General features: G+C 55.9%; 27 protein-coding genes and 1 pseudogene. 24 read left to right on the forward strand and 4 right to left on the reverse strand.

Going from position 1 to position 23421, the window contains the following annotated elements; all coding sequences use genetic code 11:
- From ACIQVE_RS20310 to ACIQVE_RS20350, 9 genes and pseudogenes are all read left to right on the forward strand, one after another.
- Nucleotides 1–189, forward strand: a pseudogene (locus ACIQVE_RS20310) (phage tail protein); the annotation flags it as partial.
- Complete coding sequence (locus ACIQVE_RS20315; protein WP_402811344.1) at nt 189–611, forward strand: tail fiber assembly protein; 423 nt, start codon at nt 189–191, stop codon at nt 609–611. The pseudogene ACIQVE_RS20310 and the gene ACIQVE_RS20315, both read left to right, overlap by 1 nt.
- Before the next feature lie 372 nt (nt 612–983).
- Nucleotides 984–2153, forward strand: a complete 1170-nt coding sequence (locus ACIQVE_RS20320; protein ID WP_402811346.1) for a phage tail sheath protein — start codon at nt 984–986, stop codon at nt 2151–2153.
- A gap of 56 nt (nt 2154–2209) precedes the next feature.
- Entirely contained in the window at nt 2210–2725 is a 516-nt protein-coding gene (locus ACIQVE_RS20325; RefSeq protein WP_402811348.1) for a phage major tail tube protein, read from the forward strand.
- 50 nt (nt 2726–2775) lie between these two features.
- Nucleotides 2776–3105, forward strand: coding sequence for a phage tail assembly protein (locus tag ACIQVE_RS20330; protein WP_402811350.1), 330 nt, complete (start codon nt 2776–2778; stop codon nt 3103–3105).
- An 8-nt stretch (nt 3106–3113) separates the two neighbouring features.
- Complete coding sequence (locus ACIQVE_RS20335) at nt 3114–3233, forward strand: GpE family phage tail protein (RefSeq protein WP_402811352.1); 120 nt, start codon at nt 3114–3116, stop codon at nt 3231–3233.
- The gene (locus tag ACIQVE_RS20340) at nt 3223–5898 is read left to right on the forward strand and encodes a phage tail tape measure protein (RefSeq protein ID WP_402811354.1); all 2676 of its coding nucleotides are present in this window, start codon (nt 3223–3225) and stop codon (nt 5896–5898) included. Before ACIQVE_RS20335 ends, ACIQVE_RS20340 begins: the two co-directional genes overlap by 11 nt.
- Nucleotides 5899–5904: 6 nt before the next feature.
- Entirely contained in the window at nt 5905–6345 is a 441-nt protein-coding gene (locus ACIQVE_RS20345) for a phage tail protein (RefSeq protein ID WP_402811356.1), read from the forward strand.
- Nucleotides 6342–7619: a phage late control D family protein gene (locus tag ACIQVE_RS20350; protein ID WP_402811358.1), complete on the forward strand. Its 1278-nt coding sequence runs from the start codon at nt 6342–6344 to the stop codon at nt 7617–7619. Before ACIQVE_RS20345 ends, ACIQVE_RS20350 begins: the two co-directional genes overlap by 4 nt.
- 307 nt (nt 7620–7926) lie before the next feature.
- Here the strand turns inward: ACIQVE_RS20350 and ACIQVE_RS20355 are convergent, their stop codons facing one another.
- Together ACIQVE_RS20355 and ACIQVE_RS20360 are read right to left on the reverse strand one after the other, a co-directional pair.
- On the reverse strand, nt 7927–8712 hold the full coding sequence (locus ACIQVE_RS20355) for a zinc ribbon domain-containing protein (protein WP_402811360.1): 786 nt from the start codon (nt 8710–8712) through the stop codon (nt 7927–7929).
- Nucleotides 8713–8796: 84 nt separating this feature from the next.
- Nucleotides 8797–9144, reverse strand: coding sequence for a helix-turn-helix domain-containing protein (locus ACIQVE_RS20360; protein WP_402811362.1), 348 nt, complete (start codon nt 9142–9144; stop codon nt 8797–8799).
- Nucleotides 9145–9228: 84 nt separating this feature from the next.
- Between ACIQVE_RS20360 and ACIQVE_RS20365 the strand changes: the two genes are divergently transcribed.
- The 10 genes from ACIQVE_RS20365 (at nt 9229) to ACIQVE_RS20410 (ending at nt 15685) form a co-directional block, all read left to right on the forward strand.
- Entirely contained in the window at nt 9229–9441 is a 213-nt protein-coding gene (locus ACIQVE_RS20365; RefSeq protein ID WP_402811363.1) for a DNA-binding protein, read from the forward strand.
- Between the two features lie 29 nt (nt 9442–9470).
- Nucleotides 9471–9944 carry a YmfL family putative regulatory protein gene (locus ACIQVE_RS20370; protein ID WP_402811365.1) on the forward strand — a complete coding sequence of 158 codons (474 nt, stop codon included), beginning with the start codon at nt 9471–9473 and terminating at the stop codon, nt 9942–9944.
- Entirely contained in the window at nt 9941–10231 is a 291-nt protein-coding gene (locus tag ACIQVE_RS20375; RefSeq protein WP_402811367.1) for an ogr/Delta-like zinc finger family protein, read from the forward strand. Before ACIQVE_RS20370 ends, ACIQVE_RS20375 begins: the two co-directional genes overlap by 4 nt.
- Nucleotides 10228–10602: a hypothetical protein gene (locus tag ACIQVE_RS20380; RefSeq protein WP_402811369.1), complete on the forward strand. Its 375-nt coding sequence runs from the start codon at nt 10228–10230 to the stop codon at nt 10600–10602. Before ACIQVE_RS20375 ends, ACIQVE_RS20380 begins: the two co-directional genes overlap by 4 nt.
- 69 nt (nt 10603–10671) lie before the next feature.
- A complete protein-coding gene (locus ACIQVE_RS20385; RefSeq protein ID WP_402811371.1) occupies nt 10672–10917 on the forward strand; it encodes a hypothetical protein in 246 nt (81 codons plus the stop codon).
- A 5-nt stretch (nt 10918–10922) separates the two neighbouring features.
- A complete protein-coding gene (locus ACIQVE_RS20390) occupies nt 10923–13721 on the forward strand; it encodes a toprim domain-containing protein (protein WP_402811440.1) in 2799 nt (932 codons plus the stop codon).
- Nucleotides 13722–13769: 48 nt separating this feature from the next.
- Nucleotides 13770–14066 (forward strand): hypothetical protein, encoded by a 297-nt coding sequence (locus ACIQVE_RS20395; protein ID WP_402811372.1) that lies wholly within the window; start codon nt 13770–13772, stop codon nt 14064–14066.
- A 77-nt stretch (nt 14067–14143) separates the two neighbouring features.
- Nucleotides 14144–14629 carry a DUF2528 family protein gene (locus ACIQVE_RS20400; RefSeq protein ID WP_402811374.1) on the forward strand — a complete coding sequence of 162 codons (486 nt, stop codon included), beginning with the start codon at nt 14144–14146 and terminating at the stop codon, nt 14627–14629.
- Nucleotides 14626–15249, forward strand: a complete 624-nt coding sequence (locus tag ACIQVE_RS20405) for a hypothetical protein (RefSeq protein WP_402811376.1) — start codon at nt 14626–14628, stop codon at nt 15247–15249. Before ACIQVE_RS20400 ends, ACIQVE_RS20405 begins: the two co-directional genes overlap by 4 nt.
- Before the next feature lie 160 nt (nt 15250–15409).
- Entirely contained in the window at nt 15410–15685 is a 276-nt protein-coding gene (locus tag ACIQVE_RS20410; RefSeq protein ID WP_402811378.1) for a pyocin activator PrtN family protein, read from the forward strand.
- Here the strand turns inward: ACIQVE_RS20410 and ACIQVE_RS20415 are convergent.
- Nucleotides 15660–16811: a tyrosine-type recombinase/integrase gene (locus ACIQVE_RS20415; protein ID WP_402811380.1), complete on the reverse strand. Its 1152-nt coding sequence runs from the start codon at nt 16809–16811 to the stop codon at nt 15660–15662. The genes ACIQVE_RS20410 and ACIQVE_RS20415 overlap by 26 nt on opposite strands.
- 103 nt (nt 16812–16914) lie before the next feature.
- Between ACIQVE_RS20415 and dusA the strand changes: the two genes are divergently transcribed.
- Both dusA and ACIQVE_RS20425 read left to right on the forward strand, forming a co-directional pair.
- A complete protein-coding gene (gene dusA, locus ACIQVE_RS20420; RefSeq protein WP_402811381.1) occupies nt 16915–17925 on the forward strand; it encodes a tRNA dihydrouridine(20/20a) synthase DusA in 1011 nt (336 codons plus the stop codon).
- Nucleotides 17926–18007: 82 nt separating this feature from the next.
- On the forward strand, nt 18008–18379 hold the full coding sequence (locus ACIQVE_RS20425; RefSeq protein WP_402811383.1) for a DUF2388 domain-containing protein: 372 nt from the start codon (nt 18008–18010) through the stop codon (nt 18377–18379).
- Here ACIQVE_RS20425 and ACIQVE_RS20430 read toward each other — a convergent pair whose 3' ends face one another.
- Nucleotides 18380–19213, reverse strand: coding sequence for an undecaprenyl-diphosphate phosphatase (locus ACIQVE_RS20430; protein WP_402811385.1), 834 nt, complete (start codon nt 19211–19213; stop codon nt 18380–18382).
- Nucleotides 19214–19796: 583 nt separating this feature from the next.
- On the opposite strand from ACIQVE_RS20430, the gene ACIQVE_RS20435 reads away from it, so the two are divergent.
- The 3 genes from ACIQVE_RS20435 (at nt 19797) to ACIQVE_RS20445 (ending at nt 23254) form a co-directional block, all read left to right on the forward strand.
- The gene (locus ACIQVE_RS20435; RefSeq protein WP_402811387.1) at nt 19797–20537 is read left to right on the forward strand and encodes a winged helix-turn-helix domain-containing protein; all 741 of its coding nucleotides are present in this window, start codon (nt 19797–19799) and stop codon (nt 20535–20537) included.
- Between the two features lie 273 nt (nt 20538–20810).
- Nucleotides 20811–21470, forward strand: a complete 660-nt coding sequence (locus ACIQVE_RS20440) for a transcriptional regulator (protein WP_402811389.1) — start codon at nt 20811–20813, stop codon at nt 21468–21470.
- A 389-nt stretch (nt 21471–21859) separates the two neighbouring features.
- Nucleotides 21860–23254 (forward strand): undecaprenyl-phosphate glucose phosphotransferase, encoded by a 1395-nt coding sequence (locus tag ACIQVE_RS20445; RefSeq protein WP_402811390.1) that lies wholly within the window; start codon nt 21860–21862, stop codon nt 23252–23254.
- The last annotated feature ends 167 nt before the right edge of the window (nt 23255–23421 follow it).

A 23421-nucleotide genomic window follows, 5' to 3' on the forward strand; every position in this document is an offset into this window, starting at 1 on the left:
CTGTTTATCACTAAAGGTGGCGGCGGGACGAGCGTCGGAACTGTGGTAGCGGGTGCAGACCTTGGCTGGTCTAACACCGCCGGGCAAGACTTCGGAGCTCCTATCGGCACGTGGGTGTTGCATGGGGCGATATTGAATCGTGATGGTTTGTCGCCTGACTCGACAACCCTCGGCAAGAGGATTGCGTAATGGTCATTACTAAAGTGCGCAACCCTCAATGGGCGAATGCTGAAAAGACGGCCATCAATGTGTCGATGACTGTTGAAGGTTTGGGTGAGATTCCGTTCACCGCCAGCCCGGACGATACGACCGATTACGGCCCGAAGATCTTTGAGCGCGCCGTTGCCGGCGAGTTTGGTGAGGTCGCCGATATGGCGCCAATCCCAGACGAGGTGCTGATTACACGGGCGATCTATCAGCAAAGACGAAAATTGGCCGAAGCGGCTATTTCCTTGGCGTCGCTGCAGGATGCGGTCGATCTCGGGCAGGCTTCTGGGGAACAGGTCGAGCGGCTCACTCAGTGGAAGCAATACCGCATCGACCTGAGCAAGATCGCTGAGCAGGCAGGCTGGCCGGGGGTGATTGATTGGCCGGTTCCGCCCAATCAGTAATCCAAAAAAAACCGCTAGGCCCCTGCTCAAGGCGCTAGCGGTAAAAAACGTACTGAGGAGTTTTCACCAAAACATGAAGTTTGGTGGGCCACGAGGCGCATCTGAGTCGCTGACCCCCGGTCGGGCATGCTGCGTGATTCAGAGTGGCCCCCGTGCCCCGGCCGGATTCTAAGGGAACTGAGGCGTTGGCCGCGATTGAGCAGTTGTAAACTGTTGTTTCTGCGTAGCTTTCATTGTGAAATGGGGCATTACACAGTGATGAATTCATCCATCACTTGTAAACCTGCCTTCTACAAGGTCCGCGCCTCGCGCTTACAGCGTGCGCGCGGCAGCCTGTGCACAGTCCAATCCATTACTGCGCAGGCACTCCCGATGACCGATTACTTACACGGCGTGCGGGTCGTCGAACTTTCCGACGGCACCCGTCCTATCCGTACCATTTCCAGCGCCGTAATCGGTCTAGTGTGTACCGCCGAGGACGCCGACGCGACTGTCTTTCCCCTCGATACACCTGTCCTGATCACCAACGTCCAAACGGCAGTCGGCAAAGCCGGCGTAGAGGGAACACTTTCCGCCAGCCTGCAGGCCATCGCCGACCAAACCCGCCCCTACGTCATCGTTGTGCGGGTAGCTGAAGGTGCCGACGAGGCCGAGACCACCAGCAACCTGATTGGCACCACCACGGCTGCCGGCAAATACACCGGAATGAAAGCTCTGCTCGCCGCGAAGGCCCGCGTCGGGCTCATACCGCGAATTTTGGGTGTCCCCGGGCTGGACAGCTTGCCGGTGGCCACCGCCTTGGTCACCATCGCCCAACAGTTGCGCGGCTTCGCCTATGTCAGCGCCTGGGGAAGTGCTACCAAAGAAGAAGCCGTCGCCTACCGCGCCAACTTCGGTGCCCGCGAGGTCATGATCATCTGGCCGGAGTTCCAGAACTGGGACACCACCAGCAATGCCACCGTGACCGCATGGGCCGTGGCGCGAGCGCTGGGATTACGCGCCAAGCTCGACAAGGAAGTGGGTTGGCACAAAACCTTGTCCAACGTTGCGGTCAACGGCGTCACCGGAATCAATGCCGACGTGTTCTGGGATCTGCAGAACCCCGCCACCGATGCCAACTACCTCAACGGCAACGAGGTCACCACACTGATCAACGAGGCTGGCTTTCGCTTCTGGGGTAGCCGCACCTGCACACTGGATCCGGTATTTGCCTTCGAGAACTACACACGCACCGCGCAGATCCTTGCCGACACCATGGCCGAAGCACAGCTGTGGGCAATGGATCGGCCGATGCACGCCTCACTGGTGCGCGACATCATCGAAAGCATCAACGCTAAGTTTCGCGAACTGATCACTGCGGGCTATCTGATCGGCGGCAGTTGCTGGTACCCCGAAGACGCCAACGACGTGACCACCCTCAAGGCCGGCAAGCTGTTCGTCGATTACGACTACACGCCAGTGCCGCCGCTGGAAGACCTGACCCTGCGCCAGCGCATCACCGACCGCTACCTGATCAACTTCGCCAGCAAAGTTAACAGCTAACCCGGGGCTCCCCGCAGGGGGAGTCAACCCGTGCCTGTACACCGGAGAACACCACCATGGCCATGCCGCGCAAGCTCAAGAACCTCAACCTGTTCAACGAAGGCCAGAATTACCTGGGCGTGGCGAAGTCCGTCACCTTGCCCGCGCTCGGCCGCAAAATGGAAGCCTATCGCGGCGGCGGCATGAACGGACCGGTCAAAGCAGACCTGGGCTTTTCCGACGACGGCATTCAGCTGGAATGGAAAACCGGTGGGCTGGATTTGATTTCGTTGCGCCAGTTCGGCGCGGTAAACGCGGCAGCCATTGGCATGCGCTTTTCTGGCTCGTTCCAGCAGGACGACACCGGCGAAATCAGCGCGGTAGAAGTCGTCGTGCGCGGCCGTCACGAAACCATCGAGATGGGCGACGCGCAGCCAGGTGAAGATACCGAGCACAGCATCACCACCACCTGCAGCTACTACAAGCTGATCGTCGATAACGAAGAAATCATCGAGGTCGACTTGCTCAACTTCATCGAGAACGTCAACGGCGTCGACATGCTGCAAAAACAGCGTAGCGCCATCGGCCTTTGATCGACCGCAGCACCTGATTCCCACTGTCATTTTGAAACCTGGAGCATCACATGAAACCTGAAGATACCGTCGAAGCGCTGGCCCCTGTCGACGACAACACTGTCACCCTTGACACGCCGATTCATCGCGGCAAGACCACCATCGACGTCATCACGCTACGTAAACCAGCATCGGGCGAGCTGCGCGGCGTCCAGTTGGTCGAATTGCTGAACATGGACGTGGCCAGCCTGATCAAGGTCATCCCGCGTATCAGCAGCCCTGGAATTACCGCTCCTGAAGCTGCCGGCATGGACCCGGCCGACCTGCTCGCCTGCGGCAGCAAGATCTCCGGTTTTTTGTTGCAGAAATCGGTGAAGACGGAGGCATCCCTCGTTGCGTAGAGGACGCCATGGCCGATCTGGCCGTGGTCTTTCACTGGGCACCGGCTGACATGGATCAGTTGAGCCTGCCGGAGTTGATGCAGTGGCGCGAGCGCGCCCGCGTGCGAGTTTCCAAAGATGGCCAATGATCTAAAACTTCAGGTACTGCTCAACGCCATCGACAAGGCCACCGGCCCCCTGAAGAAGATCAACAACAGCAGTCTGGAGGCCGCTCGCGGCCTCAAGGCAGCCCGCGACAAGTTGAAGGAACTCAACGCTCAGCAGAAGGATGTGAGCGCCTGGCGCACCCAGCGTGCGGCTGCAGAACAGACCGAGCAGGCGATGGCCGCCGCGCGTGACAAGGTCAAAGCCCTCAGCCAGCAATTCGCCGCCACCGGTGCGCCGACCAAAGCCATGGCCAAGGACTTTCGCGTGGCGGTACGTGAAGCCCAACGGCTCAAGCAGGCCCACGAACAACAAAGTCTGCAGCTGCACACCTTGCGCACCCGCCTGCAAGCCTCGGGCATCAGCACCAAGAATCTCAGCAGTCACGAACGCCAGCTCCGTGAGCAGATCAACGCCACCAACAGCAGCATCAGCGAGCAAGGCCGGCGCCTGAGCACCTTGAATCAACAGCGTGCACGGGCGGCCAAAGCCCGTGTCAACTTTGATCAATCGCAACAACTGGTCGGCGGTGCCGCCGTGGCCGGTGCCAGTTCGGGGGCTGCCGGAGCGGCAGCCGCACTGCCGATCCTGAGCATGGTCAAAAGCTACTCATCCTACGAAGATGCGATGGCTGGGGTGGCCAAGCAGGTCGAAGGCGCCCGTGACGAGAGTGGTCAACTGACGAAGGTTTATTACGACATGGGCGCGGCCATTAAAAAAATGGCTGAAACCATCCCGATGGCCACCACCGAGATTGCCGCACTGGTGGAGGGTGGTGCGCGAATGGGCATTAAGGGGCAAGACGATCTACTCGAATTCGCTCGAGTAGCGGCAACTGCCGCCACCGCCTTTGAACTGCCAGCCGACCAAATCGGCGAAGACATGGCGCGTATCGCGCAACTGTACAAACTACCGATCAAAAATATCGGCCAACTGGGTGATGCGATTAACTACCTGGACGACGAATCCACGTCCAAGGGCGCCGACATCATCGACGTGATGCAGCGCACCGCTGGTGTGACCGCCTCGGTGGACATGTCGTTCAAAGAAGCGGCCGCATTGGGTTCGACGTTCCTGACGTTGGGCGCTTCGGCAGAGGTGGCGGCGAGTGCCACCAACGCGATGATCCGTGAGCTGGCGATTGCCAACCTGCAGCCGGAGCGCTTCCAACAAGGACTGAAAGCCATCGGGATGGAGGCGACAACGGTACAGGCCAACATGGCGAAAGACGCCACCGGCACAATCAAGGCGGTGATGGATGGAATAAAGAAACTGCCCCAAGCCGACCAGCTTGGTGTAGCCACGCTGTTGTTTGGCAAGGAGTACGGTGACGACGCCGCTAAGCTGGCCGAAAACATGGGGGAGTACCGACGCCAACTGGAACTGGTCAACGGTACCAAGGGCAATGGTTCTATGGACCGTGAGGCGGACATTCGTGCGCAGGCGCTTTCAGCGCGCAAGATCATGAGCGATAACCGACTGTTCAATCTCAGCAGCGCACTGGGAGAAACGTTGAAGCCAACCATCATTGAACTGCTCGATCTGTTCAATGACATCATCGAAAAGGTAAACACCTGGGCGACAGCCAACCCTGAATTGGTCGCGACACTCTTAAAAGTAACAGCGGGCGCGGCCACATTTTGCATCGTGCTTGGAACCGTCGCCATCGCTTTTGCCGGCCTGTGGGGACCGATTGCCATGCTGCGCTTCGGTCTGTCGATGCTTGGCCTTGGGGGGAAAGGCGCCGGGAAAACCCTGACCGATTTGGCGGCCCCCTCCAAAATATTATCGCAAGGCGTGTTTCCTAAACTGACCCAAGGCATTCGCACGCTGGCCAGCACCATGAGCGGCGCCCTCGTCACCGCATTGCGTACCGTCAGCACCGCGCTTTGGGGGCTGGCCAGGAACCCGGTGGCCCTCGCCATCGCAGCCATCGTTCTGATCCTCGCCGGCGCGGCCTACCTGATTTACAAAAATTGGGATGCAGTAAAGCTCTACTTCGCCAATGCTTGGACCGAGATCAAGGCGGGCTTCAGCGGTGGTATCGGCGGCATTCTCACCACGCTGGCCAACTTCAGCCCCATAGGTTTGATCTACCAAGCTTTTGCTGGCGTCCTCAGTTACCTGGGCGTTGATCTGCCGAGCCGCTTCACCGAGTTTGGCAACATGATCGTCAACGGGCTGGTCAGTGGATTATTCGCCGGCATGGGGCAAATCAAAGGCGCCATCACTTCTATCGGTGATTCGACCATTGGTTGGTTCAAGGAGAAGCTTGGTATCCACAGTCCGTCGCGTGTCTTTGCAGAACTCGGCGGCTTCACCATGGCCGGCCTGACTCAAGGGTTGGAGGGCGGTCAGCAAGGCCCGCTGAATGCGGTCAACACCTTGGGCCAACAACTGGCCGCTGCTGGTGGCATGACACTCGGCGCCGGAGCAGTCACTGTTCCGACTCTCGCAGTCGATCAGCGACCGCCGATCAGCGCGTCCAGCGCTCCCGTCCAAAGCAGCCAAGACACTTACGAGTTTCACATCCACGCGGCCCCGGGCATGGACCCGCAGGCCATTGCCCAGGCCGTTCGCGCCGAGCTGGCCCGCGTGCAAAGCGAGAAAAGCGCACGCCAGCGCAGCCAACTGTCGGACCAGGAGTAACCGTCCATGATGCTCATCCTTGGCATGTTCGTTTTCTGTCTGAAGACGGCGCCCTATCAGGAATTTCAACGCCAAACGGATTGGCGGCACGCTAGCAACGGCCGGATCGGCGCTCACCCGGCGCGGCAATTTCTGGGCCGTGGTGAGGACACTATTACCCTGCCCGGGGTGATTTTGCCGGAACTGATGGGCATCACCTTAAGCCTCGACGCGTTGCGGTTGATGGCCAACACCGGTAAAGCCTGGCCGCTGATTGAAGGCAGCGGCCGTATTTATGGACTGTGGGTGATCGAATCCTTGAGCGAAACCAAAACCATCTTTTTCCGCGATGGTGCGCCACGGCGAATCGAGTTCAGCCTTACGCTCAAGCGCATCGATGGCAATCGCATGGACTTGATCGGCGCCGCGACCTATGTCGGCGTCAGCCTGTTGCGGGCATTGCTATGATCCCAATCAAAGGCGCCCTTACCAAAGTCACTGGCTATCTGCGCAAGGCGGTCGACCGGGTCCGACACGAACTCAGCTACCCGGTGCCGGCTTTTCGCCTGACGGTCAATGGCGAAGACATCGCGCACTTGATCAGCCCGCGCCTGATGAGCCTGGAGCTGACCGACAATCGGGGCATCGAGGCCGACCAACTCAGCCTGACCTTGAGCGACCATGACGGCCTGTTGTCCATCCCGCCAAAGGGAGCAGAAATCCGCTTGTGGTTGGGCTGGAGCAGTACCGGGCTGCTGGACAAAGGCACCTACACCGTCGACGAAACGGAACACAGCGGCGCACCGGATGTGTTGAGCATCCGTGCCCGCTCGGCGGATCTGCGTAGGGGCTTGAAAACCAAACGCGAACGCAGCTGGGCCAATACCACCTTGGGCGATGTACTCGGGGATATCGCCATTGGCAACGGCCTCACGGCCAACATCTCAGGCGCTCTGGATGGATTACACATTCTGCAGCTCGATCAAGCCAATGAGTCCGATGCCAACCTGATCAGCCGTCTCGGTGCGGAGTTTGACGCGGTGATCACCATCAAGGCTGGCTCCCTGCTGTGCCTCCCGGCCGGGGGTGGCAAGAGTGTCAGCGGCAAGTCACTGGAGCACATCACCCTGACCCGTGCCGACGGCGATCAACACCGCTACCTGCAGGCTGACCGCGATAATTACGACGGCGTGCGGGCCTATTACTACGACGTGAACAGCGCCAAGAAACAGGAAGCCATCGCCGGCGGAGGTGAAAACCTCAAAGACCTGCGGCATTCCTACGGTGACCTGCAGTCCGCGTTACGGGCTGCTCGTGCCGAGTTCAACCGCCTGCAGCGCGGCAGCGCCACGCTCAGCTACACGCTGGCCATCGGTCGTGCCGATCTGATTCCCGAACTGACCTACACCCTTGAAGGCGTGAAACCGGAGATCGATGAAATCATCTGGTATGGCGGCAACGTCACACACAGCCTCAATGCCGACAATGGGTACACCATCAGCTTGGACCTGGAAAGCAAACTTCCAGAGGACACCGTTGAAGACCTGGTCGAAGACGACACCGGTGACTATTCCGGGGTCATTGCGTTCTACCGCGAGCAAGTCACCGGAAAGGAAAAAACGGTGACGGCTGGGGAACAAAGTAAGCTCAAGCGTCTGCGTTACTTGTATGCGAGTGAAAAAACCGCGAAGCGTGCGGTTGATCGGGAATGGAAAAAAATTCAAGCTGGAACATCGACGTAAACCCCGGCACGGGCCGGGGTCTAGTTCTACTAAGCGGACTGCGTATAGGCTTCCAACATACGCAAAATGTCTCTCCTTTGTTGATCATCTAGCAGTCTGAACATTGCCAACAAGCTCCGCTCTTGCTCATCCTGCTCACCAGAATCGAGAGCTAAAACTTGTTCCGATACGCGTCTATTCTCCAAGTGCGACTACTCCATTCATTCGCACCGGGCTGGATACCGACGTGGTACCACAATACGCCCGGGGAGCAGTCAATTTTTTAGTTGACCCGCTTAATACAAAGTCAATAACTCACAAATCCTTCCTACAGCTTCGCTTTGAATGGCGGCAATGTTAGATATACCCCGTTTTCGCCAAACCCTTGCAAATTACCTTGGGCATCAACGACGTAATATTCACCGAATCCATTGTCTGGCACCTCTAGCCGTAGCCCCCCATCAGGAAATTTTTTAGACTGATAGCCCTCTGTTCTTTTTTCTCCGCTAGGAAAAATCGAGTCCATTAAGTACTTGCCATTACGCTTGTACAACACCATCACGTAGCCATCACGACCAGCATCGTCGCGCAACCAACTGCCGATCATGTCCGGATACTCCTTTAAATCCATACCTTTTAGAGTCTGATAATTTGAGGCACTAACACCAATTATCGAACTACTAAAGTCGGGATCAAAGATAGCATTGGCCCAGTAGTAACTGCCCGTTTGACCCTCAATGCGGAACCCGATAAAGGTTTTCTCAGCCTTAAATTCGGTATCGGTGCGAATGAACTGCGCTACTTCAGCCAGCTCCGCTTCACCTATTCTCTCTGGCAATACAACTTCTACTTTACGAGGTCGTCCTTCTCGGAATTCATCCTTGGTGATCGAATACGAGGGCAACGCAGCTCTCTGTGCGGCGTTCTCAGCGGATTTGTGGTCACTGCCTCCTGAACACATAGAAACCAATACCGCGATGATGATTCCCAGAATTACGAGGGCAGCTATCTGGTACCCAATCGTAACCCCAGGATTGGAAACTCCGCAGCTAGGGCAAGTCTTCGCAGATATATCTACGCTGTGTTTGCAAGATTTACATGGACTCAATGCCATTCATACAACTCCTTTTTCCATAAAAAAACCGACCGTAAAGGCCGGCATACCTCATCCGATTACTTGAATGGATTCTAAAGATGGTCAGATGCCGCTCTTCTTCCAGTTCGGATCTGCTGCTTTCGCAAATGCGCAAGCCATCCGCAATAGCACGCCACGGTCTGTTTCGTTGATGTGCTCATAGACCTCAAGGAATTCTGCAACCTCTGGGCTGATGCTGTCCGTGGATTGAGGTCTACGATCACCGGTGACCACGTAGAGCACGTCTACCCCTTGCTCAGCTACAGCGGCCAAATAACTGGCATCGGGACTCCGATCCCCCTTCTCATAATTGTACTGACTGTTTTTTGAAGCCCCAGCTTTGGCAGCGAAGTCAGTTTGATTGAATCCCAAACGCTCGCGCTCGGCCTTCAGGCGGTCACCGATACCCACATACGTCTCCATGACGGATTGACATTCCCACAATCATGGGAAATACTCCGCCTATCACCACACGAAACCACACGAAACGAAACTATGCCGAACGCATACCCAACAGAGCAAGCCTGCCAAGAAGCCCGGAGTCGCCTTGCGCGCCTAGGGATCTCGGCGAAGGACTGGGCCGAACAGCACAAACTCAGCCCTTCAACCGTATACGCCGTGCTGAACGCACAGAAAAAATGCCTGCGGGGCGAAGCTCATAGAGCGGCTGTGCTGCTCGGAATCAAAGACGGCGAAATAACAAACTAGGGCCTCTGGCTCCAAGGGAAAACCAGAAGATGAAACGCCCAGTTCTAGCGAGTCGAAAGGATGTGGTCAGCGCGGTTATTTGCGCTTATCCAGGCGGTCGGTTGTATGCCGCTGCCAACCTCGGTATGCCGATCAAGAAATTTGATAATCAGGCTTATGAAAATGCCGGCAGCCGCCCGTTGACTGACGAACACATTCATCGCCTCGAGCAAGTTGCCGGCACTAGCTTTCTGCCTGAATACATCACAGCACTTTACGGTGGCATGTTCGTACCCTTGGCATCCCCAGAGGCACTGGACAACATCGAACTGTACATCCGCTCCGTGAAGACAGCGGCCAAGCGCGGCAACGTTGATCAAATCATTGCCAAGGCACTGGATGACGGCGTCATCGAAGCTCAGGAAGCAGACCAGATCATCACATCGGTTACACACTACTTATCCGCACGCTATGAGGAAGTGTTAGCAACCATTCAATTACACGGCCGGAGGTTCACGGCGTGAGCTACAAACTCGTGTGCCCCCACTGCCATAGCAGCCTGCGAATCCGCACCAGCGAAGGCCAGCATATTTTTCTACGGCTGGCATATCTGCAATGCACGAACGAGGCCTGCGGTTGGTCAGTACGTGCCGAATTTCAAATGACCCACGAATTGAGCCCTAGCGGAATGCCAAATCCTGCAGTGCGACTGCCGCTAGCCAATGCGGCTATCCGTCGACAGGCGATGAAATCCGCTGACGATCAACCCGATCTGCTGGATCAACTGGAAATGGAAACCACGTCCCGATGAACGCCATCACCCTGAGTGTCAATCCTGAAAACGACTATCGCGCCGCTATGCAGCAAGCGGCGGTGGCTTACCTGTATCGCCATCGCAGTGAGCACCTCACCGGTGACGGCCAGCCTTTTGAGAACTGCGTTCGCTACTTAACCCTGTCTCTTGAGGTGCCTACGTACCTGGTGCAACGCATCGCTGAATTGGCCCTCGCGGAGTTCGAGAGCATGACCTGCAACCGCATTGCCTGGCTGGGCGTCCACCCAGCCAGTGGCCCGTACCGTTCAAGGATCTTGCTGCTCGACACCAGCACGCAACAGAGAATCCCTGTGTCAGCGCGTCTGCTCCCGACACATTTGCTGCACAACCGCAACCTCCCGCACTAAACCCAACACCCTCTGCCGTATGCCCGCCCTGCGTGGGTAAGGGGAAACTGCACTCTATTGGTAGGCGACATGAGCAAAATCACCATAAAACTGGAGTTGGATGGTCAGCAGGCGCAGCACTATCTGCAATGGCTCACCAGTCAGTACGAACTCACCATGGCTGATATTTGGTACTCCGACCGCTACCGGAATACGCCAAGCGAACAACGCGGTGCAAAGGTTCTCCAAGACTTGCCTTACCTTGCTGGAATTTGCCGGACGCGCAGCATTCTGAAAAAGCAGCTCGCGGCCAATATATTGGAGCGTGCGCAGTGAAGGCCATGGACCACAAACTGCGTGCCGATGTGCTGCAACGGCTTGAGGCCGACTATGGTCTGCAGCACATGGCTGGCACCCAATACATGCGCAAGGGAACCTGCCCCAAGTGCAACCAGCGGCGGCTGTATTCTCGTTACGACGAGCCATGGTTCATTCGCTGCGGTCGCGAGCAAAAATGCCGTTACATGGAGCCGGTGAAGGAGCTGTACAGCGACCTGTTCGACGACTGGAGCAAGCGCGCACCCGCCACCGACGATCAACCTACTGCCAGTGCAAAGGCCTACCTGGGCTTTGCACGGGGCTTCGACGTTGGCCAGATTGAGGGCTGGTACACCCAGGAGCATTACTTTGATCGGGAACTGAACATCGGCTCGGCCACCGTTCGCTTCCCGCTCGATAAGGGTGGCTACTGGGAACGCCTTATCGACAAGCCGAACCGCTTCGGCAAGAAGAAGGCGCGCTTCAAACCCGGCGATAGCTACAAGGGCGTGTGGTGGGTACCGCCTTGCGTGGATCTGCTGCAGGTGGACGAACTGTGGATCGTCGAAGGCATTTTTGACGCTATTGCCCTGGCGCAAAACGGTATCCCCGCCGTTGCTGCGCTTTCCTCGAACGCCTATCCAGAAGAGTCGCTGAAAACCCTGATCACCGCTCGCTGCGGCAAAACGCCAAAACTGATCTGGGCATTGGACAACGAACCCGGGGCGCACAAATACACCCGCACATGGGTTCGCCAGGCGCGTGACCTTGGCTTCACCTGCAACGCGGCGCAGATCCCTCAACCCGACTCTCGCAAGGTCGACTGGAACGATCTGCATCAGCGTTGGGCATTCATGGACGACGTCGAAGCCCGCATCCAGCGGATCGACAAGGAACTGGACGAGGCCAAGCATCACGGTGCCCTGCTGATCGCCGAGAGTGCCACCGACAAAGCGTTACTCATGTATCAGTGGCGCGAGCGGGAAGAGTTTCACTTCTGTTTCGACTCACGTTTGTACTGGTGGAAATTGGATATTGCGAAATTCAACGCCGCCAAACAGACGTTCGACAAAAGCGACAAGCAAGAAGAACAGTTGCTGAACGAAAAGCAGATCAGGGAGAAGGCTTTGCAGATGGCTGGCTGCGTGGTCGAGATCGCCAACTGCTACCCCCAGGGCCTGTATTTCCAGCGTAACGAGATTACCGACGAGTCCTGGTACTTCTTTCGCGTTGACTTTCCCCATGACGGTGGTTCGGTGAAGAACACCTTTACCGGAGGTCAAGTTGCGGCCGCTAGCGAATTCAAAAAAAGACTGCTCGGCATGGGTGCCGGGGCCGTGTTCACCGGTAGTGGACAACAGTTGGACAAGATCATGAAAGACCAGCTTTTCGGTATCAAAACCGTTCAAACCATCGACTACGTCGGCTACAGCAGAGAGTACGGCTGCTACGTGTTCAACGACATCGCCATTCGGGAAGGGCAGCTCATCACCATCAACGAAGAAGAGTTCTTCGAGATGGGCAAACTCAAACTTAAGAGCCTCCAGAAAGGGGTGAAAATCGCCCTACAGAAAGACGCCAAAGACTACGACCCGCAGTGGTTGGATTTGCTCTGGCAATGCTTTGGCGCCCAGGGCACCGTCGCGCTGACCTTCTGGTTCGGTTCACTGTTTGCCGAGCAGATCCGCGCTCGGTACCAGTCGTTTCCATTCCTGGAAGCCACGGGCGAAGCCGGTGCGGGCAAAACCACTTTGCTCACCCTGCTGTGGAAACTGCTCGGCCGCGAAGGGTACGAAGGTTTCGATCCATCCAAATCCACCAAGGCTGGCCGTAGCCGCTTGATGGGGCAAATCTCCGGCATGCCCGTCGTGCTGCTGGAATCAGATCGTAGCGGCGACGATAAGGCCCACGCCAAAACCTTCGAATGGGACGAGCTGAAGGACTACTACGGCGGCGGCACACTGGCGACAAAAGGCGTCAAAACTGCCGGCAACGAAACCTACGAGCCACCCTTCCGAGCCACCATCGCCATCAGCCAGAACGCACCGGTTGTTGCGTCCGAGGCGATCATGACCCGGATAGTGAAATTGCACTTTGTACGGCCAACCGTCACGGCTGAAAGCCGCGCGGCGGCTGACCTGCTCAATTCCCTGGAAGGCGCAAAGCTCAGCAACTTCCTGCTGCAGGCCGTACGCAAAGAATCGGAAGTGATGGAGCTGTTTGCCAATCGCATGCCCGGCTACGAAGCAAAACTGCGCAGCCTTCACAGCCACTGCTTTGCATGCGACACGCCATTCAAAGATGAGCAGGACCACTGTAGTCATTGCGGTAACAAGCTGCGCGGCTACATCCGTGTGGAACGTATCAACAAGAACCACGCGCAACTGCTCGCGCTGCTCGATTGCCTGCGTCTGGTTGTCCCCCTCAGCGAGCCACAAATCAGCCACACGCGGACCCAAATCATCCGCATGGCCCTCGAACGCCAGGCCTCGATCAGTTCGGATCACCCTGTAGTGGCTGAATTTTGGGAAGTCTACGAATACCTCGAAGGCCTGGATGCCGACGGGCCGGTGGTCAATCACAGCAAGAAAGACAACACCATCGCCATCAACCTTAACGATTTCGTCAAATGTGCGGCAGATCACCGCCAGAAGGTCGCCGACATCAGTGAATTGAGAGAGCGCCTGAAAGATTCCCGCTCAAGGAAGCTGATCGACACCAACAAAGCAACCGACAGCGCAGTACGCGCTTATCAGTTCAAAACCAGCAACGCCACCGTCACCAAACAACCCATTGTGAAGTGCTGGATATTCCAAGCCTGACCAAACACCAGGGCAACGTAACGTCCAGAAAACCAGAGGAGCAGCACCATGCAAATCCAAGTCATCACCGGCGAGATGGCCACAGGAAAAACCAGGAGACTACGAGCGATTGAGGCAGCGCATTTAGGACAGGGAGAAGAGGTCAGCCTAATCCATGCGGACGCTTATGCAGTATCAGGACTGCTTCGAATTATGGAAGTGCGAGTTCACACGGGGCAACGAACGCTGCTGGTTGACGACTGCACACGCCAACAGATCGATGCTGTGCTGGAGTGGCAATCAGCTGTAGAGGAAGACGAACTGTTCAAAGAACTCGATGTTTACCTGGTCCGAAAAGTCAGTTGAGCCGGTTCGCCAAAATTTGAAAGTGGTGTCGAGGAGTCGTACCTCCCCGACACCGACCACCACCAAGGAGCAGCACAATGCAAGCACAACACCAAAGCAGCAGCGCCATCGAGGCTACCACCCCCGCCAACCTGAAGCGATATCGCGTTTCAGAGTCCTGGAAGGATTACGAGGTTCTGCTGGAGGTGAACTTCGATGTGTTGACGCCTGATCGGGCTGCAATGATCAACGACTATCTTTACGACGAGCACACTAGGCTGATGGATGAAGGCGGTGACGTAATACGCGTCGCGATCCGACTGGCGGGAGCTACCATGATCCAAATCATGCTTGAGCAGGGCGGAACAGCTTTCACCCCGACCTTCAAAAACGTGTTCGGTGATAACCCTGGCCCAAGCTGGACGCGCGACCTACACAGCGCAGAAGGCTTTGGCGGTTGTGAGGCAGACGAGAAGCCCTATGGCTGGTGCGGCATTCGGGTGATTGGGGCCAATGTCGACGTACCTGGCTTTTACGAAGTAGAGCTGACCGAAATAACCGAACAAGCGGGAGAATGGTCATGAGCGTCTACAAGCGGTATTTCCGTATAACCGAAGGCCCAATGGTCGATGAGATCGCTCGCCTGCAAGACCTTCGCAGCGACACCGCTGACGCATTTCGTGTGTTGGGCGACCAGTACGGTGCGGAAGACGTGTTCACTTGGCCGCGCACCGGAGCCTTTGCAGGTTTCAAGTTTCCTAAGGGCAGCAAGCCGGATGAAAAGCTGTTTCGTCTAATGAAAAAGGAGCGCCTGTGGATTCCGCGTAAGACGGGTGCAGGTAAAGCTATCTGGCCAATCATTGAGCGGTTGCCACAGGTAGCACCGGTGGAGAACGCCCTTCACCTTGTCGGTCTAACCCCTAATGTCCCCTCACTCGTACATCACGGACGTTGGTATTCCCCCCAATTGTGGGGGTTCGGCAGCCCCATCAATGTTTGGTTTGTCAGCGTACCCTGGTTGGATGTCGATCCCGCAGAGCTGGCTCAGTACCAGATCGACCGAGCCGCCGGTACTCATTATGACGGCAACTTCGAGCATCTGAGCTGGTCAATGCCGAAAGACTGGTTCGAAGTTAAAGAATGGCAAGTCCTCAAGGAATCAGAAGAGCTTTCCAAACCTGCCGGAGATAACCTGCGTGAGTAAATCGCAATGGACCAAAATCCTCCTGTGGGGCTTCTTGGCTGGACTCGGCTTCATGGCATCGCAGGAACTGTGGTGGGTGGCCACTGGAATGGTGGGCCTCTGCCATGGTTGAAGACCACGAACTGCAGCAAGCACATGCTCGACCAACCTCGGAGGCAGCATGAACACAGCCTTTATCCTGATGGCCCAATACGATGGGCAGGCGATTATCTCGCTGGAGCAGGTTTGCCGGGATTACTTCACGCACCTGACGCCGGACATGTTCCAGCGCAAGGTGATGAGTGGTCAGATCAAGCTGCCCATCACCCGCCTGGAACCCAGCCAGAAATCGGCCAAAGGCATCCACCTGACTGACCTGGCCGCGTACCTGGATTTACAGCGCGCAGCCGCGGTTAAAGAACACAACCAGCTCAACGGGTTAAAACACGCCTACTGAGCCACTTCATTGATGCGGCGCCCAATTGGACGGGCGCCCTCAATATCTTTTCGTGCCATTCCCACCCCACATAACGGTCACCCTTACCACGCAGGTGGGTGTATCGCCGCATCGAATTCCAATCCCTATGCCCGGAAACACTCGCTACACGCGGGATATCCCAGTCCATCTCAAACAGGCGGCTGACACCTTCATGCCGCAGGTCGTGGAAGTGCAGATCTGCGACATCCAGAAGCTTGCAGGCTTTCGCCCAAGACGTGGAGATAGATTCAGGGCTGTAGGGAAATATGTCGCCGCCAGCCTTGGGCATTGTTTGGAGGATGTCCCATGCCTCGTCCGGCAGGTAACACCAAACATCGTTGCCGATCTTCTGCCCGGGGTTTTTCATGTCGCGCACCAGCACCCGCTGACCAGGCTCGTCGACGTCCGCCCAACGAATACGGGCTATTTCATCCAGCCGGCGCGTGGAGAACAATGCAAAGCCCACCACCTTCAGCATATTGATGACCGTCGGACGCCTCTCCTGCATAGCCTGGTAGTGCGTCAGCACCTTCCCTAACTCGTCCAAAGTCGGCCGGCGGTCACGCTCCCGGCTTTTCAGGTTGTAGCCCAGCTTGCGCAGCACACGCCGCGCGCCGCCCATGGCAAGCGGATCGACCTGGTAACCCCATGCGTCTTTGGCAATAGCCAGAACAGCGCCGAGGTGGGCCAAGTCATTACCAGCGGTTTGTGGCTGAACTCCACCACCCTCCAGGGACATCCGCCAAAGTGCGTAATCAACCAGGCACTGAGTATTGATGTCCGTGTCGGTCAACTCGCCTAGGTACGTTTCACCGATGGCGTTGAGTGTCGCGCGCTTGGTCTTGCCCAGCGGCCGCGCTTTCTCGACTTCGACCAAGTAGCGATCGGTCATCTCTTTGAGCGTGGTGCCCTTGCGGCTCGCCCGCTCGATCGCACCAGGTTCATCCAGCTCCGACTCGCGCTTACGCGCCCAAGCCTGGGCGGCCTGTTTTCGGGCGAAGGTCTGGCTCTCTTGGTAGACTTGCACTCCGTAGCGCTTGATGCGGATCTGAGCCGTGTAGCTCACAGTCCCATCTGCCAGTTTTCTTGCCCTGATTGTCGCCATATTGAAAGTGGTACGCGTCAGTTTTTGAGTGGTACATCGTACCACCGAGACTTAAAAAACGCCTGAAAACGCCCCCAAACACGCCGAAAACACGTTGAGTAAAATGATTCAAAAACAGAGCTTTAGCCCAACAGAATCAAGTCCCGTACTGTCTCAGCGCTTTAGCGTTGCCCCCATGATGGATTGGACCGATAGGCATTGCAGATACTTCCTACGCCTCCTGTCGAAAAACGCCCTGCTCTACACCGAAATGGTCACCACCGGCGCGCTGCTCAACGGCGATCACGAACGTTTCCTCCGTCACAACGAAGCCGAGCACCCAGTGGCCTTGCAGTTGGGCGGTAGCGTCCCACTCGACCTGGCCGCTTGCGCCCGCATGGCCCAGGAGCACGGTTACGACGAGGTGAATCTCAACGTCGGCTGCCCGAGCGATCGCGTGCAGAACAACATGATCGGTGCGTGCCTGATGGGTCACCCTCAACTGGTGGCGGATTGTGTGAAGGCGATGCGCGATGCGGTGTCGATTCCGGTGACGGTGAAGCATCGGATCGGGATTAATGGGCGGGACAGTTACGAAGAGCTGTGTGATTTCGTCGGGACGGTGCGGGATGCCGGGTGTACGAGTTTTACGGTGCATGCGCGGATTGCGATTCTGGAGGGGTTGTCGCCGAAGGAGAATCGCGACATTCCGCCGTTGCGTTATGACGTGGCGGCGCGGTTGAAAACGGATTTTCCGGAGTTGGAGTTTGTGTTGAACGGCGGGATCAAGACGATGGAGGCCTGCCATGAGCATTTGCAGACCTTTGACGGGGTGATGCTGGGGCGTGAGGCTTATCACAATCCGTATTTGCTGGCGGAGGTAGATCAGCAGTTGTTTGGCAGTTCTACGCCCGTGATCAGCCGCGCTGAGGCGTTGGCGCAGTTGCGACCTTATATAGCCGAGCATTTGCTGGCGGGTGGCTCGATGCATCACATCACTCGCCATGTGCTGGGTTTGGGCACCGGATTCCCGGGAGCGCGCAAGTTTCGGCAGTTATTGTCGGTGGATATCCACAAGGCCAAGGATCCGTTGGCGTTGCTGGATCAGGCGGCGGAGTTGTTGGCGGGTCGTTGATCGATGCGTTGAATGTGCGGGCAACGAATGAGCGTTGCCTGATGCTGTGATTATTTATGTACTGACAGGATGTCTTTTGTTTATGCCCGCGTTTAATTTTTCTCGCTTCAAGCGTTACGCCCTCCTCGCCTTGTTTAGCTTCACCTCGAATGTTTATGCGCATTGCGACGGGTTCTGTATGGGGAGCACCGATACGCCATGGGAGGCCACGCAATTTTCTGGTCTTTCTATCCTTGTGCTGTTTCTCACACCTTTTTCTGCAACGAATAACACGACCGAAAACCTCAAGCGTGTTTACTCCGCCGAGGAGCAGGAAGACGCGCGGTACTACCTCGCCAGCGACGGCATGTTGCAAGCCGCGTATTTCACCTCAGCCTTGCAGCGTTTTCGTCGCGAATCCCCCGACAGCGAGTTAAACGACCTCGCTGTCGCCGCGTTGATCAGCAGCCAGTAATCAGCTCGCCGCTGCCGCCGTCCAGTTCACCCAGCCAAACACCCACGTGGCCAGAATCAACAAGCCAAACGCGATCCGATACCAGGCGAACGCGGCATAGCTGTGGTTGGCGATGAACTTGAGCAAGCCACGCACGGCGATCATGGCGAAGATGAAGGCGGTGACGAAGCCAAGGGCGAAGACCGGCAGGTCGCTTTGCTGGAACAGGTCGCGGTATTTGTAGCCTGAATACACGGCGGCACCGACCATGGTCGGCATGGCCAGGAAGAACGAGAACTCAGTGGCGGCTTTGCGCGACAGGCCGAACAGCAGGCCGCCGATGATGGTTGATCCGGAGCGGGAGGTGCCGGGAATCATCGCCAGGCACTGTACGAATCCGACCTTCAGCGCGTCAGACCAACGCATGTCGTCGACCTGCTCGACGCGAATCACGTGGCTGCGCTGTTCGGCCCACAACATCACGATGCCGCCGACAACCAGTGCGACGGCGACGGTGATCGGGTTAAACAGGTATTGATGGATGGTGTCAGCGAAAAGCACGCCCAGAACCACGGCCGGCAGAAAGGCGATAAGCAGGTTGAGGGTGAAACGTTGAGCGTTGCGCTCGGTCGGCAGGCCTGTGACGATTTCGTAGATCTTTGGCCGGAATTCCCAGACAACGGCAAGAATGGCGCCCAGTTGAATAATGATGTTGAACGCCATGGCGCGCTCGCCACCGAAGTCCAGCAAGTCGGCAACGATAATCTGGTGACCAGTACTTGAGATCGGCAAGAACTCGGTCAGGCCCTCTACTGCACCCAAAATCAACACCTGGAAAAAGGTCCAGAAATCCATTAATCCTCCGTCAGCACGCTCTTGGTGAGCGGCCCGTTAATCTGCACTCAGGAATTGAGTATCTGAAGTGAAACAATCGACCCACATAAAAATCAAAAAGATCGCAGCCTTCGGCAGCTCCTACAAGGGAATGCATTCAAATGTAGGAGCTGCCGAAGGCTGCGATCTTTTGCTCTTGTTGGCCAAGCAGATTACGTCTTATCAAAAGACACACTCAAGCCATGTTAATAAACGTCCGCGCACGAACTAATGTGAAATTATTTAGGCACTTAGTAGCAAAAATATACATTGCGCCAACAAAGTGTGACCCACTTCACATTATCCGTGAGTGGCTATACAGTGGCCAATGGACATAAACAAAGATGTCGCCATGAATTCAAAATAGTGGCACAATTTCATATTGCCACCATCTAACCACTAGTTCAGCATCCCGAGAAAATCAACTAAAAGCTTGAAAAGCTTATTTATTGTTAGAAAACTCGAGAGCCACGTCTAAAAACCGCGTAAATGTTACCAATTGTCAGTCACAGATGAGAACCGGTGCTTTAACATCCTGATGTCAGCACCTAATTCGAGTCAATGCATGATGCTCTCAGGGAACTTGGCGACTAGAAGTCCGCGCCCGACAATCGACGTACCAGGTGTACTCACTCTGGGTCGAACCCGTGGCGTGGCGGAACATTTTAGTGCGCTACTCGCAAAGCTTGTGCGAACCGATATGGCAATTGAAGCCACCTCGTACACTGATGCCTATATGCAGAATGAAGGTTCTGCCTTGTATCGAGCTATCTTCATTGTCATCGACAGCCCACAGGCACTCGAAGACAATCTTGCGCTGATCGAAAATCTGCGCCACGACAACTTGAAGCCGCTCATTTGTGCAGTTATCACCGGTCGCGGCGCTTTCAACAAGATCAAGTACTACCTTGCCGGGGCTGACTTCTGTATCAAACTCAATACCCTTTCGGACGATGGGGCTGAGTCTCTAGGGGAGTTCTTCAACAGTGAAGTGTGGCAAAGAGACATCAATCTGACACTCGATCCGACGCGTATCTGTCTGTTGAGTACCAGCAAAAGGCTGGATATCTCGTTTGCCGAGATGAAGATCCTTGAAGCATTTGCACAAAGCAATAATCACATTCTCAGCCATGATGAAATCGCCAACATCATGGGGCTCAATACCAATTTCTACGATCCCAGGGCGCTGGAGAAATCCATCAGTCGCTTGCGTGGAAAAATCAAGGACGTGTATGGTACAAACGCGATTCAGAGCATCCGCGGCTATGGCTATCGCCTGATGCGGGGCCTGATATCGACTGCCTGAGTCTCGGGTAGCCATCCCTTTTGCATGCTCACGAAGGATCGTCTGATGCAACGATATAACTCTAGCTCTACTTCACGCCTATCTATAACAAAGCAATCGAATGAGCGCGACAACATAACAATAAACTCAACAACATAGCAGCAGATCGAGTGGAACTTATCGAGGGCCATTTTCGGGCCCAGACCCTGCCTGTCGATTACTTCCAAGGAAGTCATTGCTCGCCTGCCGATTTACCTTTTTAGCCAATTTTGGTACGAAGTTAAGGAGAGAGACATGGAAACTAGTACAACCCTCCCCAGAAAATATTTTGTTGTCGTGACCAACAGCACAGCGTCTCAACGTGAACTTGAGAACATCCTGTCCAGCGAGCGCTTCAATTCACTTGGCACGTCTCAGGCACAAATGTTTGTTGAAGGTGCTACTTCGCCCTCTTCCGCTCCCATGCTGATGGAGTTCACCTATCCAAGCGGTACCCGAAAGCACGTCGCCCGCACGATTGAACATGATACCCAGCGCATATTGGCCACACTCGAATCCGAGTGGCGGGCAGCACAATCAACCAATCCCTTTCGCAGCGCCCCGACAATAACCGGGGATTCTGGTAATTTGCCTCCAAGTATTGAAGGCGTCACGCCGAGCACCGAAACCTGGCATCTGGACAATGACCAAGGCGCATTGGTCAAAGAAGGTGTCGAGATCAGTCTTACCGGGCTGGAAACTGCTTTGGTCAGGAAAATGCTACATCACGAAGAGCGTGTCGTCAGTCGAGATGACTTGATCCTGAGCATTGGCCGAGAGCCGGAGCAGTATCGCGGACTGGAAATGTGCCTGAGTCGCCTGCAAGACAAATTCAAAAGCGCCAGTCAGGGTGAGCGACTGTTCCGCGCCGTAAGAAACCGCGGCTATTGCCTCAACCAGGACATCGTCGCGTAAACACGGGCGATATTCGCGGACACAACAAACAGATAACAGTGCGATTACAAAAACAACAAGAGCACTCTGTTTGGCTCCTCCTCCCTGATTAACGTAAAACTCCTGCCTCCACCCTCAAACAGTAACAAATACAACAACATTTATTCACCCCCTTCTCTGCGACATTTTCTAACAACCGACTATTTAATTATTAAAAAGTTGGCATTGTGCCATCTTGTTAGAACTCGTCAGACACCATTCCCGACAATAAATTAGTCTATTGACTGACGACAGTTCGGCCTATCGACGTTGTTACCTCAGAACACTCATTAGAACAAAAACAATAACTCTGACTAACAACTCGGCTTTCAACTGTTGAAACCTGAATGGACGTCTTTTGGGGATATCGTATGGATCTTTCTCTCAGTATCAATCGAAGCACGGGCCTCAAGGGACTTACCTTCTGGGGACAATGGGCGCTGGCGCAGGGGTTTATCGTAGCTCTGCTGTTTGTACTGGCCGAGCAGCACACAGGCACGGTCGCGTTTTATTACCGGATGTGCGCAACGCTGGCAGTATTGGCTTCTGTGCCGGCTTACACGTTCAGTGGCGTTTATCGAAAACGTGACAACTACCTGACAGGGCTGGGTCGTCTGTTCATGGGCTGGTCCATGACCATGGCGGCACTGGCGTTCATCGCGTTTGTCTGCAAGGCCGATGAATTGTTTTCCCGGCAGGTGATTATCAGTTGGGCGGTGTACGGCTTCCTTGGCCAGGCATTGCTGTACGCGCCGCTGCATGCGTTTTCGAAGTTCTACCAGCGTTCGCGTAAAAGCGAGCACAAGACTCTGATCGTCGGCACAGGTGAGTTGGCGTTGGGACTGGCGAAGAAGCTGAGCCAGATCGAAAACCTGCCGCTGGTGGGGTTGATCAGCAACGGCGTGGTGCCTTCGCTTGCGTCGGATGCACCTCGCGTGGTCGGCGCCCAGGAAGATCTGCTGGAGTTGATCGAAGCCCACGATATCCGCCGTTTGTACATCACCCTGCCGCTGTCGGAAGCGGCGAAAATCGAAGCCATGTACGTCGATTTGCTCGGTGCCAACGTGGACGTGGTCTGGGTGCCGGACTTGAACAGCCTGACGCTGCTAAATCACTCGGTGAAAGTCGTGGACGGTCTGCCGGCGATTTACCTGAACGAAAGCCCGCTGACCAGCCGCCCGACCGCGGCACTGAGCAAAAGCCTGATGGAGAAAAGCGTCGCCCTGCTGGCGATCATCCTGTTGAGCCCGGTGCTGGCGATCATTGCCTTGGCGGTGAAGATCAATTCGCCGGGCCCGGTGTTCTTCAAACAGGATCGCCACGGCTGGAATGGCAAGGTGATCAAGGTCTGGAAGTTCCGCTCGATGAGCGTGCACGATGACAAAGACGTAAAGCAGGCCAGCCGCAACGATTCGCGCATCACTACCGTTGGACGCTTCATCCGCCGCACTTCGCTGGATGAGTTGCCGCAATTGTTCAACGTGCTGCAAGGGCACATGGCGCTGGTCGGGCCACGTCCGCATGCGGTTGCGCACAACAATTTCTACTCGGGGAAAATCCTCGCTTACATGGCGCGTCATCGGATTAAGCCAGGCATTACCGGCCTCGCCCAAATCAGCGGCTGCCGAGGTGAGACCGATACCATCGACAAGATGCAGCGACGTGTCGAGATCGACCTGCAGTACATCAATAGCTGGTCGCTGTGGCTGGACTTGAAGATCCTGGTGAAGACACCGTTTACGTTGTTGTCGAAGGATATTTACTGAAGGTTGGCATTACGCAAAGCATGACCGCAGGGGGACGAAAGTCCCCTTTTCTGTGCCCGAGATTTGGGGGGTAGCCAACATTGCCATTGAATGTGCCGCCGTCATCGCTGGCAAGCCAGCTCCCACAGAATGTGGGTGTGCCTGAGGGTTACAGGTCGGGCACATAA

The organism is Pseudomonas sp. NPDC098747, assembly GCF_044760045.1.
Classification (GTDB): Bacteria; Pseudomonadota; Gammaproteobacteria; order Pseudomonadales; family Pseudomonadaceae; genus Aquipseudomonas.

Excerpts from the sequence above, each read along its gene's own strand:
- ACIQVE_RS20315 (WP_402811344.1), top strand. The coding sequence starts at position 189 with ATGGTCATTACTAAAGTGCGCAACCCTCAATGGGCGAATGCTGAAAAG.
- ACIQVE_RS20320 (WP_402811346.1), top strand. The coding sequence starts at position 984 with ATGACCGATTACTTACACGGCGTGCGGGTCGTCGAACTTTCCGACGGC.
- ACIQVE_RS20325 (WP_402811348.1), top strand. The coding sequence starts at position 2,210 with ATGGCCATGCCGCGCAAGCTCAAGAACCTCAACCTGTTCAACGAAGGC.
- ACIQVE_RS20330 (WP_402811350.1), top strand. The coding sequence starts at position 2,776 with ATGAAACCTGAAGATACCGTCGAAGCGCTGGCCCCTGTCGACGACAAC.
- ACIQVE_RS20335 (WP_402811352.1), top strand. The coding sequence starts at position 3,114 with ATGGCCGATCTGGCCGTGGTCTTTCACTGGGCACCGGCTGACATGGAT.
- ACIQVE_RS20340 (WP_402811354.1), top strand. The coding sequence starts at position 3,223 with ATGGCCAATGATCTAAAACTTCAGGTACTGCTCAACGCCATCGACAAG.
- ACIQVE_RS20345 (WP_402811356.1), top strand. The coding sequence starts at position 5,905 with ATGATGCTCATCCTTGGCATGTTCGTTTTCTGTCTGAAGACGGCGCCC.
- ACIQVE_RS20350 (WP_402811358.1), top strand. The coding sequence starts at position 6,342 with ATGATCCCAATCAAAGGCGCCCTTACCAAAGTCACTGGCTATCTGCGC.
- ACIQVE_RS20355 (WP_402811360.1), bottom strand. The coding sequence starts at position 8,712 with ATGGCATTGAGTCCATGTAAATCTTGCAAACACAGCGTAGATATATCT.
- ACIQVE_RS20365 (WP_402811363.1), top strand. The coding sequence starts at position 9,229 with ATGCCGAACGCATACCCAACAGAGCAAGCCTGCCAAGAAGCCCGGAGT.
- ACIQVE_RS20370 (WP_402811365.1), top strand. The coding sequence starts at position 9,471 with ATGAAACGCCCAGTTCTAGCGAGTCGAAAGGATGTGGTCAGCGCGGTT.
- ACIQVE_RS20380 (WP_402811369.1), top strand. The coding sequence starts at position 10,228 with ATGAACGCCATCACCCTGAGTGTCAATCCTGAAAACGACTATCGCGCC.
- ACIQVE_RS20385 (WP_402811371.1), top strand. The coding sequence starts at position 10,672 with ATGAGCAAAATCACCATAAAACTGGAGTTGGATGGTCAGCAGGCGCAG.
- ACIQVE_RS20390 (WP_402811440.1), top strand. The coding sequence starts at position 10,923 with ATGGACCACAAACTGCGTGCCGATGTGCTGCAACGGCTTGAGGCCGAC.
- ACIQVE_RS20395 (WP_402811372.1), top strand. The coding sequence starts at position 13,770 with ATGCAAATCCAAGTCATCACCGGCGAGATGGCCACAGGAAAAACCAGG.
- ACIQVE_RS20400 (WP_402811374.1), top strand. The coding sequence starts at position 14,144 with ATGCAAGCACAACACCAAAGCAGCAGCGCCATCGAGGCTACCACCCCC.
- ACIQVE_RS20405 (WP_402811376.1), top strand. The coding sequence starts at position 14,626 with ATGAGCGTCTACAAGCGGTATTTCCGTATAACCGAAGGCCCAATGGTC.
- ACIQVE_RS20410 (WP_402811378.1), top strand. The coding sequence starts at position 15,410 with ATGAACACAGCCTTTATCCTGATGGCCCAATACGATGGGCAGGCGATT.
- ACIQVE_RS20415 (WP_402811380.1), bottom strand. The coding sequence starts at position 16,811 with ATGGCGACAATCAGGGCAAGAAAACTGGCAGATGGGACTGTGAGCTAC.
- dusA (WP_402811381.1), top strand. The coding sequence starts at position 16,915 with ATGATTCAAAAACAGAGCTTTAGCCCAACAGAATCAAGTCCCGTACTG.
- ACIQVE_RS20425 (WP_402811383.1), top strand. The coding sequence starts at position 18,008 with ATGCCCGCGTTTAATTTTTCTCGCTTCAAGCGTTACGCCCTCCTCGCC.
- ACIQVE_RS20430 (WP_402811385.1), bottom strand. The coding sequence starts at position 19,213 with ATGGATTTCTGGACCTTTTTCCAGGTGTTGATTTTGGGTGCAGTAGAG.
- ACIQVE_RS20435 (WP_402811387.1), top strand. The coding sequence starts at position 19,797 with ATGATGCTCTCAGGGAACTTGGCGACTAGAAGTCCGCGCCCGACAATC.
- ACIQVE_RS20440 (WP_402811389.1), top strand. The coding sequence starts at position 20,811 with ATGGAAACTAGTACAACCCTCCCCAGAAAATATTTTGTTGTCGTGACC.
- ACIQVE_RS20445 (WP_402811390.1), top strand. The coding sequence starts at position 21,860 with ATGGATCTTTCTCTCAGTATCAATCGAAGCACGGGCCTCAAGGGACTT.